Source organism: Ureibacillus sinduriensis BLB-1 = JCM 15800 (genome assembly GCF_000772955.1).
In the GTDB taxonomy this organism is placed as follows: domain Bacteria; phylum Bacillota; class Bacilli; order Bacillales_A; family Planococcaceae; genus Ureibacillus; species Ureibacillus sinduriensis.
Genome location: NZ_JPVO01000055.1, coordinates 180,922 through 197,465, shown reverse-complemented (window position 1 = coordinate 197,465; position 16,544 = coordinate 180,922). Strand labels below are relative to the sequence as shown.

The following is a 16,544-nucleotide window of genomic DNA, read 5'->3' as shown; positions in this document are numbered from 1 at the left end:
TCTATTGTTGTTCGCTTTTTCGAAAGGCTGCTACAAAAAATCCATCACTCCCAATATCTTGCGGGAATACTTGTAGCATACCTCCCTGGCTCTTTTCTAGAAGTTCTTTCGGTAAATTTTCTAATGGAGTGGCTTCCATTTCTGGGTGGGACGCCAAAAATGCTTTGACGGTTTCTTCATTTTCTTTTTTGTTTACCGTACATGTACTATAAACGAGACGTCCCCCCTTTTTAAGAACTTTCACTGCATTGTCCAGAAGTTCGAGCTGAATCTCATGTAGTCTTGATAAGTCTTCTTCACGTTTTGTATATTTAATATCTGGTTTTCGTCTCATAACGCCCAAACCGGAACAAGGTGCATCTACCAGGACTGCATCAAATGATTCCGCTTCTAGGAATTGCGCCGCTTTGCGCCCATCAACAGGGGCGGTTTGAATAATTCCCAAACCAAGGCGGGCACTCGTCTCATCAATTAAGTCCAATTTATGCGGATGTATATCTGTAGCTAGGATAGAGCCATTATTGTTCATTTTTTCGGCCATATGTGTTGTTTTTCCTCCCGGGGCCGCACACATATCCAGCACACGCCATCCCGGTTGGGGGTTCAGTGCATTGGCAGGCATCATGGAGCTTTCATCCTGTATTGTGATGAAACCCTCTTTAAATGCTTTTGTTCTTGAAGGCTGCCCACTCATTAAGTGAAGACATTCAGGCATCACCTTACTCCGCTCCGCTTCTACACCTTCTTCGGCCAACATTTCCAACACTTCTTCAACAGTGGCTTTCGTTGTATTTACACGAACAGAAAGCAGTGGTGGTACATTGTTTTCATGCAACATTTTCGTTGTCTTTTGAATTCCGTAAGCCTCAACAAAACGTTCCACCAACCATTCCGGATGACTCGTTTCGATTGCCAATCGTTTCTTTGGTTCTTTAATTTCATCAATGGGGCGAACACCTTGACGCAGAATGGAACGCAACACACCATTTACAACAGCGGCTATCCCTTTATGTCCTCTGCGTTTTGCAATTTCAACCGCTTCATTTACCGCTGCATGGTCCGGAACCCGGTCCAGATACTCAATCTGGTATAGTGAAAGTCGAAGAAGCCACTTTACCCAAAGGTCCATCTTTCCTCTGATAAAAGGCTCTAAGTAGTAATCGAGTGTATATTTATGCTGCAATGTGCCATATGTCAATTCGGTGAGCAGCGCACGATCTTTTGCATCGATTTTATATTTATTGATGGTCTGGTTAAGTAAAAGGTTACTGTATGCTTGATGTTTATCTACAGCCAACAGGATAGTCAATGCCGCATCACGGACATTGCCGTCCCAAATTTGATCTTTCTTTTTCGTCATTCAAATTGATCCCCTATCGCTAGTTTCGACCCTGTTCCACGCAAGTAATCTTGGGCAGTCATCCGTTTTTTCCCAGCAGGCTGTAATTCCAAAACAACAATGGTCTTTCCATCGCCGGTTGCTATTTCAAAACTGTCTTGATTAATTTTGACGACTTGTCCCGGGGTTTCATTTGTTGAAGTTTCGCCCTCTACAACAGACCAAAGTTTTACATTTTCGCCCTGGAAAGTTGTGTAGGCTGTTGGCCACGGTGTGAGGCCACGAACATGATTGAACACTTTCCTCGCGCTATTTGACCAATTTATGCGCTCTTGTTCCCTGGAAATATTATGGGCAAATGTAACTCGCTCTTCGTCCTGGGGAATACGATCATTTTTTCCTTCTATAATCAACGGCAATGTATCTTTTAATAATTCCCTGCCCACTGCACTTAATTTCTCGAACATCGTTCCTGTATTATCTTCACCTTCAATTGCAATCTCGCGTTGTGTAATAATGTCGCCGGCATCCAATTTTTCTGCCATGTACATGATTGTTACACCGGTTTTTTCTTCCCCGTCTATAATCGCTTGGTGGATAGGTGCTCCACCGCGGTACTTCGGTAACAGGGATGCATGTACATTAATGCACCCATAGCGGGGAGCTTCGAGCAATGCCTTCGGTAAAATTTGCCCAAATGCCGCCGTGATCACAATGTCCGGATTCAACGCCAATATTTCTTGTAGTTCTTCCGAGTTGCGTAATTTCTCTGGCTGAATGACCGGCAGCCCCAAATGCAAAGCTTCTGCTTTTACAGGAGGTGGCGTCAACACTTTTTTCCGACCGACTGGGCGATCAGGTTGAGTAACTACTGCCAGTATTTCATAACCTTCCTCGTGAATCATTCTTAAAATTGGTACAGAAAAATCTGGTGTCCCCATAAAAACAACCGACGTCATCCCTATTCCTCCTCGCTATACATTTGAGCTAACTCTTCTTCCGTGACAACCCGAATTAGCTTAGAGTCAAATAAAATACCATCTAAATGATCGATTTCATGGAGAATCGCACGGGCGTCAAATCCACCCGCTTCCAATTCATAAACCCTTCCTTCGCGATCACACGCCTCGATTTTTACGTATGTAGGGCGCTCGACTTCACCAAATAAATTTGGGAAGCTCAAGCACCCCTCTATATCAACTTCTGCACCGGAAGTTTCCAGTACAGTCGGATTGATCATTTCCAAAATAGCACGTTCTTCACCAAGTTCAACAATTGCTACACGGTATGGAACATTAATTTGAGGTGCTGCAATTCCAACGCCATCATGCTCGATCATCGTGTCATATAAATCATCAAGAAGTGTAATGATATCCTCATTAATCTCAGTTACTTCACTGCATTTTTCTGTAAGCACCTTAGCTGGATGCTTCACTACTTCTCTTATTGCCATAATTAGTTTACCTCTTTCTACACTTCTCTAAGCTTATTCATTTTTAAATAAATACAACAGATTCACTCTGCCTATTTGTTTAAATCATATTTGGATCCAAATCTATAGTTAAGTTAATACCTTTTTTAATCCAATTTGAACGATAGATTTTAATCAGTTGCAATAAAGTCGGTATTAAATCTGGTTCTACTTTGTATTTTAACAAACATTGATAGCGATATCTATTTTGGAGACGGCTAATGCCCGAAGCGGTCGGTCCGATGATCGACACTTTGAAAGACAGCTGCGAGCGCAACCATTCCACCGCTTTTCCAGCATAATCAGCCGCCATCAAAACATCCTCGTGCGATACTTGAATTAGAGCCAAATAATAATAAGGGGGATAACCAGCGTGATGACGCATATGCATTTCCCGTTCATAAAATGGTTCATAATCCTGCGCTTGCGATAATTCAATTGCATAATGTTCCGGTGTATAAGTTTGAACGACTACTTCCCCCGGTTTTTCATGCCGCCCTGCTCGGCCGCTCACCTGCGTCAATAGCTGGAACGTTTTTTCCGCCGCTCGAAAATCGGGCAGATGAAGCGAAGTATCCGCACTTAAAACCCCCACTAAAGTAATATTGGGATAATCAAGTCCTTTTGCGATCATTTGCGTGCCCAGTAAAATATCTGCTTCACCATCACCAAATGCCTGCAATAGTTGTTCGTGCGAGCCTTTAGTTCGCGTCGTATCGACATCCATCCGTAATACTCTTGCACCTGGGAAAAGTTTTGCCAACTCCTCTTCCACTTTTTGTGTACCTGTGCCAAAGAAACGAATATGATCACTTTGACATTGCGGACAAGTCTTCGGTACATGTATTTCATAACCACAGTAGTGACATTTGCATTTCTCATTTTTCCGGTGATAGGTTAACGAGATATCACAATTCTCGCATTGTAAAACCGTTCCGCAATCTCTGCACATTACAAAGGATGAATAGCCGCGACGGTTCAAAAATAACACGATTTGCTCATTTTTTTCTAAACGTGTATGGATGGATTCAACCAAGCTTTGGGAAAACATGGAGCGGTTCCCCTTTTTCAGTTCATCACGCATATCGACTATTTCAACTTTAGGCAGCGATTGTTTAAGCGCACGATCTTTCAACGTAAGCAGTTTATAAACATTTTTCTTTGCTCGAGCAAAAGATTCCAATGAAGGTGTGGCACTTCCCAATATGACTGGACATTGATGATACCCCGCGCGCCATAGGGCAACATCCCGGGCATGGTATCTTGGGGAATCCTCTTGTTTATAAGTCGATTCATGTTCTTCATCCAAGATAATAATGCCGACATTCTCAAAAGGGGCAAAAACCGCCGAGCGAGCACCCACCACTACCTTCACTTTTCCTTGGTGTATTTTTCTCCACTCATCATACTTTTCACCAACAGATAAGCCACTGTGCATGACTGCTACCATTTCTCCGAAGCGTGATCGGAAACGCTCCGTCATTTGCGGTGTCAGCGAGATTTCTGGAACTAGGACAATTGCCTCTTTACCTTTGCTTAAAACCTTCGCAATGGTTTGTAAATAAACTTCCGTTTTCCCACTGCCAGTTACACCGTGCAATAAAAAGGTTTCTGGCTGTTTATCATCAATCGCTGCCATAATTTGATTCAATGCAGACGATTGTTCATCTGTTAAGCTTAGAAATTTCGTTTTTTGCACTTCTTTTGCAAAGGGATCCCGGAACACTTCTTCTTGAACAAAGGCTGCCGCGCCTAATTCAACTACGCTCTTTAAAACTTGGGAAGAAGTACCCGCTTCCTTGTAGATTACTTCCGGAGTTATTACTTCACCAGCATGATTCTGCATCCACTCCACAAGCTGTTTTTGCTTCTTGGCACGATTAGAAATTTGTTGATGGATTTCCATTAACTTTTGCACATCTTGTGTAATCTGAACCTTCCGGACTTCCTTTACTTTCCCTTTTTGTTTTACTATATTTTCAATCGAAACTTGTTTATTATTCAAAGCTTGCTTCAATTCTGTCAGCAAGTTGTTTTTTTCAAATACATTCAAGTTCACATGAGGCGCCGTTCTGAATACCTCTTGCAATGCTCTAGGTAAAACTTCGATGTCTGTTTGTAAGTTTACGATTTTTTCGTATTTCGCCCTTAAAGCTGAAGGAAGCATGACTTGAAGTGCATCAATTTCATAGCAGATAGTCTCATTCTTTAACCATTTTGCAAGCTCCAGCATTTCTGCAGTCAAAACTGGTTCAAAATCCAAAAGTTGCGAAACAGGTTTAATTTTCTCTAGTGGGACATCGGTCTCATTTTTAATAGCCACTACAAATCCGAGTACATTCCGTGGTCCAAAGGGTACTTTTACCCGACTCCCTATTTCGATGATTTGCGTCATTTCTGCGGGAACTGAATAATCGAAAGGGCGATCGACAGGATATGCAGCAACGTCAACAATCACTTGCGCGACCGTAATCATTTAGTTTTCGCTTCTTTATGAAAAAAATCGACCACGATCCCTGTAATTTTTTCCGGTTCTTCCAATCGGCCTTTTCCGACATAGCCGCAAGCTAAAAACCCTTCCGATGGCTCGATGAAAGAACATCCATCCGCTGCAAGCTGAGCAATATTCCGCTTCACGGCAGGATGATCATACATATGTACATTCATGGCAGGAGCTAGCCAAACAGGACATGTGGCAGCAAGTAAAGTAGTAGTTATCATATCATCGGCGATCCCATTGGCGAGTTTCCCAATCACATTAGCTGTAGCTGGGGCAACAAGAATCAAATCCGCCCAATCGGCCAAGTCGATATGGGCAATTTTACTTGAGTCTTTCTCGTCAAACGTATCGAAGTATACATCATTCTTGGACATTACCTGAAAACTGAGGGGTGTTACAAACTGTCTTGCAGATTCTGTCATCATCACTTTTACATTGAAGTTCGCTTTCGTTAAATTACTAACAAGAGCTACCGCTTTATAAACCGCAATCCCGCCCGATACACAAAGCAAAATATTTTTTTGCATAACTAATCTCCTTTCAAATGACAAGCTCCCAAAGAAATATTCTTCGGGAGCCGCCTAATCACAACATATCTACAATCAAGATAAAATCCTACACTTCGTCTTCGTAAACTGTTGATTCGTCTTGTTTTTCTTTTCTTAGAACACCTGCTGCTACTTCTTCCAACGCTTTACCTACCGGTTTATAAGAAACGTAAGCCCCTAATTGCTCGTCGCCTTCTTCCTGCATTTGGCGAGCACGTTTGGAAGCAAGGCTCACTAAAGAATATTTTGAATCGATTTTATTTTTTAAAGCGTCAATAGATGGGTATAACATAATGTTTTATTCTCCTCTCAACATAGACAAATAGGTTTTTTCAATTCGCTCGCGGCGGCAATGCTCCGCTACAATGATGGCATTTATTTTATCGCATGCATTTTGAATTTCGTCATTCTCGACGACATAATCATATAAACTCATCATTTCAAGCTCGTCGCGTGCCGTGTCGATCCTCATTTTGATGATTTCTTCGGTTTCGGTACCGCGTCCAATCAGACGATTTTGCAATTCTGAAATGCTTGGGGGCGCAAGGAAGATGAAAAGAGCTTCTGGCGCTTTTTCTCGAATTTGCGCAGCTCCCTGTACTTCTATTTCTAAAAACACATCCCGCCCTGCATCCAATGTCTCGTTAACATAGGCAAGCGGCGTTCCGTAATAGTTCCCAACAAACTCAGCATGCTCTAAAAGGCCGCCTTCCTCAATCAACGCCTCAAATTCATTGCGCGATTTAAAGAAATAATCCACTCCATCGACTTCACCTTCCCGTGGTGCACGGGTCGTCATGGAAATGGAGTATTCATAATTTGTGCCGGCCTTTGAAAAAAGTTCTTTACGCACTGTTCCTTTACCAACACCTGATGGGCCTGATAGAACAATTAATAAGCCTCGTTCTTTTCTCATTGTTCTCTACTTCTCCCTTACTTACTGCTTTTACAACAATTTTTTTAATGATTACTACAGTATAAAATAAAACTTGGATAAATGGGGACTTTTTCTTCCGACTTATTGTAAGTTTTACAAAATGGGCTTGGCAGAGCAAAAAACAAATTTGCATTCTCCATAATCCCAACATCAAGTTTTACTAGCCGTTTAAGTGTGGGATACATATTTTATTCAATATTTTGTACTTGTTCACGCATTTTTTCCAATATTGTTTTAGATTGGACGACTGCCGCTGAGATATCGGAGTTTTGATTTTTAGAACCAATCGTATTAATTTCACGATGCATCTCCTGCATTAAGAAATCCAATTTTCGTCCGATTGAATCTGTTTCTTCGATTGTACTTTCGAATTGCTTAAAGTGGCTATCTAGACGATCGAGTTCCTCTGTAATATCAATTTTTTCGGCAAAAATAGCCAATTCCGCTAACATACGGTCATCCAGCACTTCTAAATTCCCAACTTCTTTAAGGCGTTCCGTTAACCTGTCCCGGAACTTATTCACCGCTTCACCGGACAGTCCGCGGATAAATTGGATCAGTTCTTTCAGCTGGTTATTATAGCTTAATAGGGCCTGTTTTAATTGCCGCCCCTCTTGAATTCGCATTTCAACTAACTTTTCCGCCGCTTCTCTGACAGCAAGTTCTATCGCTTCCATCAACTCATCAGGTGATAACTCCTGTTTTTCATAAGTTATAACGTTATCAAGCGAAAGAATTTCCTGCATCGACCATTTTTCATCCAATGGTACAACTTCCAAAAGTTGCTCCTTTGCACTTTTATAAGCTTCAATTAATGGCCAATTCATTTGGATTGTCAAAGATTCGTTCCCGATTGTTTTTAAGTTGATCACAACATCCACTTTCCCACGTTTGACATATTGCGATAACAATTTTTTTGTGGCGATTTCAGCCTCAAACCACTCTTTGGGAAATTTCGTATATATTTCTAAAAAACGATGATTCACTGAACGGATTTCAACAGTCAGTTGATAGTTATTCGTAGCTGTGACACCTCTGCCAAAACCGGTCATACTACGCACCAAGGTCATCACACCTTTCTTTGCATACTATTCCAAGTATAACACACAAGAGGAAATTTTTAATCTTTGAGCTATAGAAAAAGTAAATATTGGGGGAAACATGCTTGAACTATAGTATAATGTGAAATAGATTTTACCCATCCATAATAAGATAAAAGTATTATTTACCATTTTTAAATTGATTTCTAGAAAAGAGGAACACAATCATGGCTTTTGATGGATTATTTACATTTGCAATGGCGAATGAATTAAAAAAGTTAGAAACAGGTCGCATTACGAAAGTTCACCAACCGAATGCCCTTGAAATCGTCCTGCATATACGTGCAAATGGCGGGAATTTCAAACTATTAAGCTCCATCCACCCATCATACGCTCGAGTACATTTGACCCAGCATTCAATTGACAATCCTTCGGAACCGCCAATGTTTTGTATGCTCCTTCGCAAACATATTGAAGGCGGATTTATTCATTCTATTGAAACAGACCCATTCGAACGCGTGATGACATTAAATATAGAAAGTAAAAACGAAATCGGGGACCAGATTTTCCGTAAATTAACCATTGAAATAATGGGACGGCACAGCAATATTATATTGATTGATAAGGAGAACAATAAAATCCTCGATAGCTTGAAACATTTGCCCCCGTCAATGAACAGCTATCGTACAGTTTTACCAGGGCAAAACTACATCACTCCTCCGGAGCAAAACAAAGTGAATCCTTTGACTATCAGTGATGAAGAAATAAAGACGTTTTTCCATGGTGAAAAGACAACCAAGGAAATTGTCGAACATTTTAAAGGCTTCTCGCCAACACATGCCAATGAACTCTTGTATCGTCTGCAAGGAGAAGAGAAGGTCAACATCTTCCGTTCTTTCCTCGATGAAATTGTGGAAAGTGCGAGTCCAACATACATCGAAGTGGATCGCAAAGTATATTTTTCCCCGACGAAATTGCACCATTTAGAGGGAGCAGAAACAAACTATGAAACATTGAGTATACTTCTGGACCGTACATTCTTTGCCCGGGCGGAACGAGATCGAGTAAAGCAGCAAGCAGGGGATTTGGAGCGTTGGCTGCAAAATGAGCTCAATAAACTGAAGCTTAAAATCAAAAAGCTGAACAAGGATTTAGAGCAAGCTTCCAAACTTGATAAATTCCAGCTCTATGGTGAATTATTGATGGCCAGTCTATACATGTTCGAAAAAGGGATGAAAGAAGTTACTGTTACAAATTACTATAGCGAAACTGGCGAACAAATAACAATTCCTATAAGCGAAAGAAAAACGCCCGTTGAAAACGCACAAAGCTATTATAGTAAATATAACAAAGCCAAAAATGCCCTCATTATGGTGAAAGACCAACTTGAAAAAACGGAAGGTGAAATTCAATACTTCGAAATGTTGATGGCACAAGTCAACCAAGCGTCCCCTGCGGATATCGAAGAAATTCGTGAAGAATTAGCCGAACAAGGATATCTTCGCCTACGTGCGGGCAAAAAGAAGAAAAAGCCGGCAAAGCCATCCCCAGAGTCTTTTATTTCCTCTACAGGAGTCGCTATTTCTGTCGGTAAAAATAATAAGCAAAATGATTATTTAACTTTCAAACTGGCGAAAAAAACCGATACTTGGTTGCATACAAAAGACATCCCCGGTTCTCATGTAGTAATTCACTCCAACGAACCCGATGAAACCACTTTACTCGAGGCAGCCACTTTAAGTGCTTATTTTAGTAAGGCAAGGGAGTCTTCCTCGGTGCCGGTCGACTATACCGAAATCCGACAAGTGAAGAAGCCAAATGGCGCAAAGCCCGGTTTTGTCATTTATTTTGAACAAAAAACACTTTATGTTACTCCGGATGAGGAGCTTGTCATGAAATTAAAAAAATAATCTCAATAGAACACCAATGACTTAAGAAGGACTCCTCTTCTTGAGTCTTTTTTTCCAATATAATAGTTTTATTCTCCTGAGAAGATGTCCCCCATTAGAACCAACCTTCTTCCAAACTTCATTTGAATTGCCATGATTTTTCGACACCTTTCTCTCCATTTTTTATTTGCTTCAATTCTGTTTAAGTATTTCGATACAAGAAATATTTGAAACTACCTTTCTTTCGAATCAAATAATTCCGAATTGAAGGAATATTCAATCTATATAACAAACTAATAGATTAGATTCAACTCTCTTAAATCTTAAATTGTTTTTAGATTTAATTGATGTTAATTCTAAACTACTTTTACATGGAGCAAGGGGGAAAATTATGAAGCTAAAGAAAATCTTACTTGTGACTATTATTTTCATTTTGTCACTAAGTTCAGCACTACTTAATGTGAGTATTGCTAGTGCAAGCAAAGATTTGCAAAGTTTACGTACTATTCAAAAGCAAAAGCCAGATGTTAACATCTCGGAATCCTTACTAAATCGACAAAATCCCGAAGAAAAAGTCCGGGTGGTTGTCGAGCTTGAGGGAGAACCAGCAATTCAAAAAGCCACAAACAAAGGTCTTCTATATAAGCAACTAAAAGCAACAGAAAAAAAGTCCATAGAAGCAACCGTTGAAAATGAACAAAAAAACGTTAAATCTCAACTAAAATCGAAATCCCCTTCAATGAAATACTTAAAAAACTTCACTGTCGTCTTTAATGGATTCTCAGCGGAGGTTGAGGCGAAATATATTGAAGAGATAGCATCGACTTCCGGAGTAAAAGCCGTCTATGAAGCAATGGAATATGAAAGACCAGAATTCACTCCGGATATGGTGTATTCAAAAGAATTAGTACAAGCTCAGCAAGCATGGAAGGATTATGGCTTTAAAGGGGAAGGAATGGTTGTCGGCATTATCGATACTGGGATTGACCCTAGCCATAAAGATATGATTCTATCGGATAATAGCACAGCCGAGTTGACACAAAGTGAAGTTGCTTCATTGTTAGCAAGTGGGGCAATTGAGAATGGCCAGTTCTATACCGAAAAAGTTCCTTTCGGTTATAACTATATGGATGGCAATAATACTATTCTAGATTTAGGTCCAGATGCTTCAATGCATGGTATGCACGTTGGTGGAACAGTTGGGGCAAACGGCAATGAAGAAAACAATGGCATTAAAGGTGTAGCTCCTGAATCACAGCTATTAGCTCTTAAAGTATTCGGCAATGATCCACTATTCCCCTCTACTTACGGGGATATTTACATTAAAGCGATTGATGACGCGATCAAACTGGACGCCGATGTGATAAATATGTCTTTAGGTTCGCCAGCCGGCTATGTTGATGGGAATAGTCCAGAACAACAGGCTGTTACGAGAGCAACGGAAAATGGCATCATGGTTGCTATCTCCTCAGGTAACTCTGATATGTATGGTTCGGGAAGTTTTTATCCATATGCAGAAAACCAAGATTATGGTGTAACAGGTTCCCCAGGTATTTCCAATGATTCAATTAGTGTAGCATCAATTGAAAATAGCATGATTACAGCCTACAGTTTCGATTATCAATTTGATGGAAAAAAAGCTGGAGGCGCACTCTATCTTTTAGCGAATGGTGCAGATCCTCAATCAGTATTATCTGGACAGGTTGAGGTGATCGATGCAGGATTAGGAACACCGGAAGATTTTCAGGGGAAAGATTTTAAAGGGAAAATCGCTCTAATTTCTCGCGGAGGTATTTCTTTCGTTGAAAAAGGATTAAATGCACAAAATGCTGGGGCAGTTGCTGCAATTGTATATAACAATGCATCCGGCACAATCAATATGGCCTCCGATCCGGCAATTACAATACCATTCATGTCTGCCTTACAGTCGGATGGGTTAGCATTGAAAACTGCGCTAGACAACGGCCAAGCAGTCACAGTTTCATTTGAAGGGAATTTTGTAGAAATACAAAATCCAAGTGCCGGTCAAATGAGTAGCTTTACATCTTGGGGCCCGACTCCAAACCTGGATTTCAAGCCTGAAATTACAGCACCTGGTGGCAATATTTTCTCTACATTAAATAACGATCAATATGGTTTAATGAGTGGCACATCGATGGCGGCTCCTCATGTTGCAGGTGGGAGTGCTTTGGTTTTGGAGCGAGTTGACACAGAATTTAAACTAGCCGGTTTTGACAGAATTCAGCTTGCAAAAAACCTATTAATGAATACTGCCATTCCAGTGGAACTTGCAGATGGTGAATATGTTTCACCCCGCAGACAAGGTGCCGGTTTAATGCAGCTCGCAAATGCTCTTTCCACAAATGTAGTTGTAACAAATAGCAATTCAAAAGAAGGTAAAGTTGCATTGAATGAAATTTTTAATGACCAGTTCACCTTTACGCTACAAGCTAAAAACTATTCAAACGAAGAAGTGACTTACGATGTAAATACACAGCTTCAAATTGACTACCCTACGGATGTTGGTGATGGTTTGTATGTAACTGCACCGAACGAAATCGGTTCATACGTACTTACAGAAGAAGAAGTTGATATAATGGCGCCTGAAAATGTTACTGTTCCTGCCAACGGTACAGCAACAATCACAATTTCGGCGGATGTATCAGGTATTCCAGCTGATATTCGTTCGATTTATACTAATGGATTCTTTGTAGACGGCTTTGTCACTCTAGTTGACCCAAATGAGGAAATGACCGGTAATGTTCCGTTATCTGTACCTTTCTTCGGCTTTAACGGGAACTGGGATGATGCCCCTATTTTCGATTATTTTGCCTGGGACAGTTTAAGTTACTGGGGTTATACGGCTTTAGCAGATGAACAAGGATTATTTATTACTGGTGGAACAGATGGGTTTGATCCTAACAGTTTCGGTTTCTCGCCAAACGACGATGGAGTACGCGATTTAGCAATTCCTGTGTTCTCCCTCTTCCGTAACGCAAAGCAATTTAAAGTGCAAGTTGTCGATACAGAGGGCAATGTTTTACGTACAATTCGTACTGCGAACAATTTAACGAAGCATTATACTTCTTCAGATACAACACCTCCATATACGTACAATTTAGACTATGGTTGGGATGGAAAAATTAATAATGCCCTGGCAGCTGATGGGGACTATATCCTTCGCCTAAGCGGTGTCATTGATTATCAGGATGCCCAATGGCAATCCATTGACTTCCCAGTGAAAATTGACACTGCGGCTCCAACAGCAGAAATTGCCTTTGATAACGAAACAAAAACTGTAACAGCAGCAAATTTCAATGATGCACAAACGGGAACAGGAGTGGATTACTGGCAAGTGCTAGTAAATGATAAAGCAATTTCTGGAGTGCTGCCAACTTCCACTACTACATTTACTATTGATGCTGAAATAACAAATAAAGACAAGATTACTGTCCATGTAGTTGATGCGGCACTAAATACGGCAGCATATGACTTGCAAGCTGAAAGCGAACATGAAACAACACCACCTGTAATCTATATAGAGGCACCTGAATTCTTCGATGTCTATAATACACACGAAGTGGATGTTTTCGGAACAATAGAAGATGGATCCAATATTAAATCTGTCACAGTAAACGACGAAGAAGCAGCTATGGATGGTATGAAATTTTCTCATACGTTAAATCTGGAAAACGGCGTGCAAGATATACGCGTGAAAGCAATTGATGAGTTTGATAACGAGATGCAAATCACGCGCAAAATCTTCGTTGATACGACAGCGCCTACTATTGAGGTTGGCAAGCACCCTAAAAATACTAAAGAAAACACTGTAACTTTAGTAGTTACTTTAAAGGATAACTTCGATGAAATAAGATTAACCGTGAATGGTGATGAAAGATTCATGCATGAACTATCGGAACCATATGCAATGAACGGTTTTGAACAACAAGTTGAATTAGAACTTCAATTAGTTGACGGTACAAATGAATTTGTCATCGAGGCTGAAGACTTAGCGGGAAATATTGCATCACAAACGATTCAAATCAAAAAGACGGGAAAATCCAATGAAAAACCAGGTAAAGGGAATGGGAATGAAAATGGAAGTGGAGGAAAAGAAACTCCTGGAAAAGGCAATGGAAATCCAGGGAATGAAAATGGAAATATCGAAGAAACAGACGCTGTTGATGAAAATGTAATACCGGATGCTGTACTGGAAGAAGGAACAATAGAAGATTAATTAAGAAGGTAGACGTTGGAACCACCCCAGCGCCTACCTTCTTTTTAACTGATACCATGCAAGGGCAATTTCCGTATTGTTGATACTGCAACTAAAGCTTATTCGCATCTACTTACTTCCCTTTTATAGTTTAATATTCCAAGACATATATACGTAAAAAGTGGCACTAAAGTATAAGCTTAAATTCTGGAGTACCAAAATAAATCTAAATAGTATTACAAAAATAGTATACGTACGCGTTCAAACTTTGGCACCAACGAGTGAGGTTGTTTTGTTAAGAATTACCTAGAATAAGTCTTGTAACCGGCTAATCCGGAAAAACATGACAACATACTAGGAGGAATTATTAAATGGGAATTATTACAGGAAAAGCATTAGTATTGGCAGGTACGATCGTTTTTGGTAGTGCAATTGGTGTTGTAGCCTATGATGGCAGCGAGGCATTAAACAGCGTGAAGTCCAAAATCGCTCAACAAAGTGAAAACATCCTGCAATTCAAACAGAATGAGGAAGCTTTAAAAGGTAAAGTGAATGATCTAGTAGCTGATGCTAACGGGAAAATCAGCAAGGCGAACGCATTCATACAAGGGCAAAAAGGAAAAATTACTGGGTTGGAAACTAAAGTCTCCGAACTGGAAGGCACAGTAGCAACTCTTAATGATGAGATAGCCGAGAAAAATAAAAAGATTAAAGGTCTAACTAAGTCTCTAGAAGAAGTAGGACTAAACTTCAAGGCATTGGAAAAGAAATACAATGACTTATTGGCATCTAATAAAGCAACTAATGAAGAATTAGAATTGCTAAAAGGGCAAATGACAGAACTTAAAGACAAGTACGAAGCACTTAAACTTGAACTAGCAAATGCACATGCAGATCTAGAAAACAAACAAAAAGAATTGGAAGCAACACAAGCTACGTTAGCATTAACTCAAGGCGAATTAACTCAAGCTCAAACTGACTTGGCAGCTGCTGAAAAAGAAGTGGATGAGTTAACTAAAGTTGTTGCGGATGCTGAAAAGCAAAAAGAATTAGATGATGAGTATATTCTTCAATTAGAAGGAGAGTTAGCAGATGCAACCGAAGCATCCGACATCAATTATGATGAATTAAATAAAGCCAATGGTGAAATTATTAAAGCAGATGGAGAAATTATCAAAGGAAATGACGAAATCGAACGCTTAGATGATTTAGTGGAACAAGCTAACGCCGAGATTAATAAAGCTAATGAAGAGGTTAAAGCTTTTGCATCGGAAGTAAATTCAAATATTGATAACAATCCAAAAGCTTCTGATGTTTCCTCCGAGTTAAATGCAACAATCAATGATGTTGTAACAGAATAATTTTCATTGTTTACTATTAGGCATGCACTAATTAGCAGACTGAATTCAATAGGTAACTTGCAAGGACTTATACTCTTTGCAGGTTGCCTTTTTCCACTTGTCTTGTAAAAAGGCAAGTTTTATCTTCATGGGTACCTAATAGTTTAGCAACTTTCCCAACAACCTCAACTACTACTTTATAATCAAAAATAAAAAATCCACTCTCTATTTTTGCACAACCTAGTATATATGTAATGATTGGTCGTAAAAAATAAAAATATTTTTTAATTTTCTGTTAATAAATAATCAAAAAGAATCATATAAGATAAATAGGAAAAATTATACATCAACGATCATAGAGAGGTGATAAATTTATAAATATATTAGACGCGTAGGCATTACTTCAAATTTTGCCATTTTTGAAGGTTTATTATATTAAGCTGTTTGTTTTATAAACTCATCATTTCCATAAATACAACAATACTGATTCTGAGTAAATATTTATTCTAAGAGGTGTAACAATTGAAGGTAGTAATTATCGATAATCATGCATTAATTCGAAAAGGTTTACAATTTATATTTTCCACAGTCGGGACAATTCAAGTGACAGGCGAAGCAACCAATAGTCAAGAAGCACTTCATTTATTGAATAAAGTGCAACCGGATATAGCAATCATTGATCTACAGCTCGGAGATGAGCATGGGTTGAATATAATTAAAGAAGCACATCGCCTTGGAGTAGCTTGCAAGTTTGCAATTCTTGCCTCTTCTATGACGGAAGAGGATTTTCAGAGAGCCAAGGATATGAATGTCGATGGTTTCCTTTCAAAAGAAGCATTAGCCGAAGAATTAATATACGGCCTGAATGTCATTGCAAAAGGGCGCAAATACTATGATCCTACAATACTAGATGGTGTGATGAATTCAAACAGTCTGCATGAATACGAGGAACAACTTACCCCAAAAGAAATAGAAGTTTTAATAGAGTTAGGAAAAGGTTTGTCCAATAAAGAAATTTCAAATGCTCTGTATATAACGGAATACACTGTAAAAAAACATGTGAGCCAAATTTTCTCAAAATTAGGGCTTTCTGATCGTACACAAGCAGCCCTCTATGCAAATGCAAAAGGTCTAGTAACCTACGTTGTAACACATTAACCAAGATATGCTTACACAAAAAGTAAGGGCCTCCCAAAACATTGGGAAGCCCTTTTTCACTTTATTTACAGCTATAAAATTGCACGCACTCGGCATAGCTCTCTTT

11 protein-coding genes and 1 pseudogene are annotated in these 16,544 nt (G+C 39.6%); 4 read left to right on the top strand and 8 right to left on the bottom strand.

The window, feature by feature from the left end:
- Position 1: 1 nt before the first annotated feature.
- The 8 genes and pseudogenes from rsmB to CD33_RS16860 form a co-directional block, all read right to left on the bottom strand.
- A complete protein-coding gene (rsmB, locus tag CD33_RS16895; RefSeq protein ID WP_036202851.1) occupies positions 2-1,360 on the bottom strand; it encodes a 16S rRNA (cytosine(967)-C(5))-methyltransferase RsmB in 1,359 nt (452 codons plus the stop codon).
- Positions 1,357-2,298 (bottom strand): methionyl-tRNA formyltransferase, encoded by a 942-nt coding sequence (gene fmt / locus CD33_RS16890; RefSeq protein ID WP_036202849.1) that lies wholly within the window; start codon positions 2,296-2,298, stop codon positions 1,357-1,359. Before fmt ends, rsmB begins: the two co-directional genes overlap by 4 nt.
- 2 nt (positions 2,299-2,300) lie before the next feature.
- Positions 2,301-2,792, bottom strand: a complete 492-nt coding sequence (gene def, locus CD33_RS16885) for a peptide deformylase (protein ID WP_036202846.1) — start codon at positions 2,790-2,792, stop codon at positions 2,301-2,303.
- 79 nt (positions 2,793-2,871) lie between these two features.
- Positions 2,872-5,286 carry a primosomal protein N' gene (gene priA, locus CD33_RS16880; protein WP_036202844.1) on the bottom strand — a complete coding sequence of 805 codons (2,415 nt, stop codon included), beginning with the start codon at positions 5,284-5,286 and terminating at the stop codon, positions 2,872-2,874.
- Positions 5,287-5,291: 5 nt separating this feature from the next.
- Positions 5,292-5,837, bottom strand: a pseudogene (gene coaBC, locus CD33_RS16875) (bifunctional phosphopantothenoylcysteine decarboxylase/phosphopantothenate--cysteine ligase CoaBC); the annotation flags it as partial.
- An 88-nt stretch (positions 5,838-5,925) separates the two neighbouring features.
- Positions 5,926-6,150 (bottom strand): DNA-directed RNA polymerase subunit omega, encoded by a 225-nt coding sequence (gene rpoZ, locus CD33_RS16870; RefSeq protein ID WP_036202842.1) that lies wholly within the window; start codon positions 6,148-6,150, stop codon positions 5,926-5,928.
- A gap of 6 nt (positions 6,151-6,156) precedes the next feature.
- On the bottom strand, positions 6,157-6,774 hold the full coding sequence (gene gmk, locus CD33_RS16865) for a guanylate kinase (protein WP_036202839.1): 618 nt from the start codon (positions 6,772-6,774) through the stop codon (positions 6,157-6,159).
- A gap of 209 nt (positions 6,775-6,983) precedes the next feature.
- A complete protein-coding gene (locus CD33_RS16860; protein ID WP_309299212.1) occupies positions 6,984-7,865 on the bottom strand; it encodes a YicC/YloC family endoribonuclease in 882 nt (293 codons plus the stop codon).
- A 197-nt stretch (positions 7,866-8,062) separates the two neighbouring features.
- Here CD33_RS16860 and CD33_RS16855 point away from each other — a divergent pair, with 197 nt between their 5' ends.
- The 4 genes from CD33_RS16855 to CD33_RS16840 all read left to right on the top strand — a co-directional run bounded on the left by CD33_RS16855 (position 8,063) and on the right by CD33_RS16840 (position 16,438).
- Positions 8,063-9,745, top strand: a complete 1,683-nt coding sequence (locus tag CD33_RS16855) for an Rqc2 family fibronectin-binding protein (protein WP_036202833.1) — start codon at positions 8,063-8,065, stop codon at positions 9,743-9,745.
- 370 nt (positions 9,746-10,115) lie between these two features.
- Positions 10,116-13,961 (top strand): S8 family serine peptidase, encoded by a 3,846-nt coding sequence (locus tag CD33_RS16850; RefSeq protein WP_084591399.1) that lies wholly within the window; start codon positions 10,116-10,118, stop codon positions 13,959-13,961.
- 350 nt (positions 13,962-14,311) lie between these two features.
- Entirely contained in the window at positions 14,312-15,301 is a 990-nt protein-coding gene (locus tag CD33_RS16845) for a coiled-coil domain-containing protein (RefSeq protein WP_036202830.1), read from the top strand.
- A gap of 501 nt (positions 15,302-15,802) precedes the next feature.
- On the top strand, positions 15,803-16,438 hold the full coding sequence (locus CD33_RS16840) for a response regulator transcription factor (protein WP_036202827.1): 636 nt from the start codon (positions 15,803-15,805) through the stop codon (positions 16,436-16,438).
- Positions 16,439-16,544 lie beyond the last annotated feature (106 nt).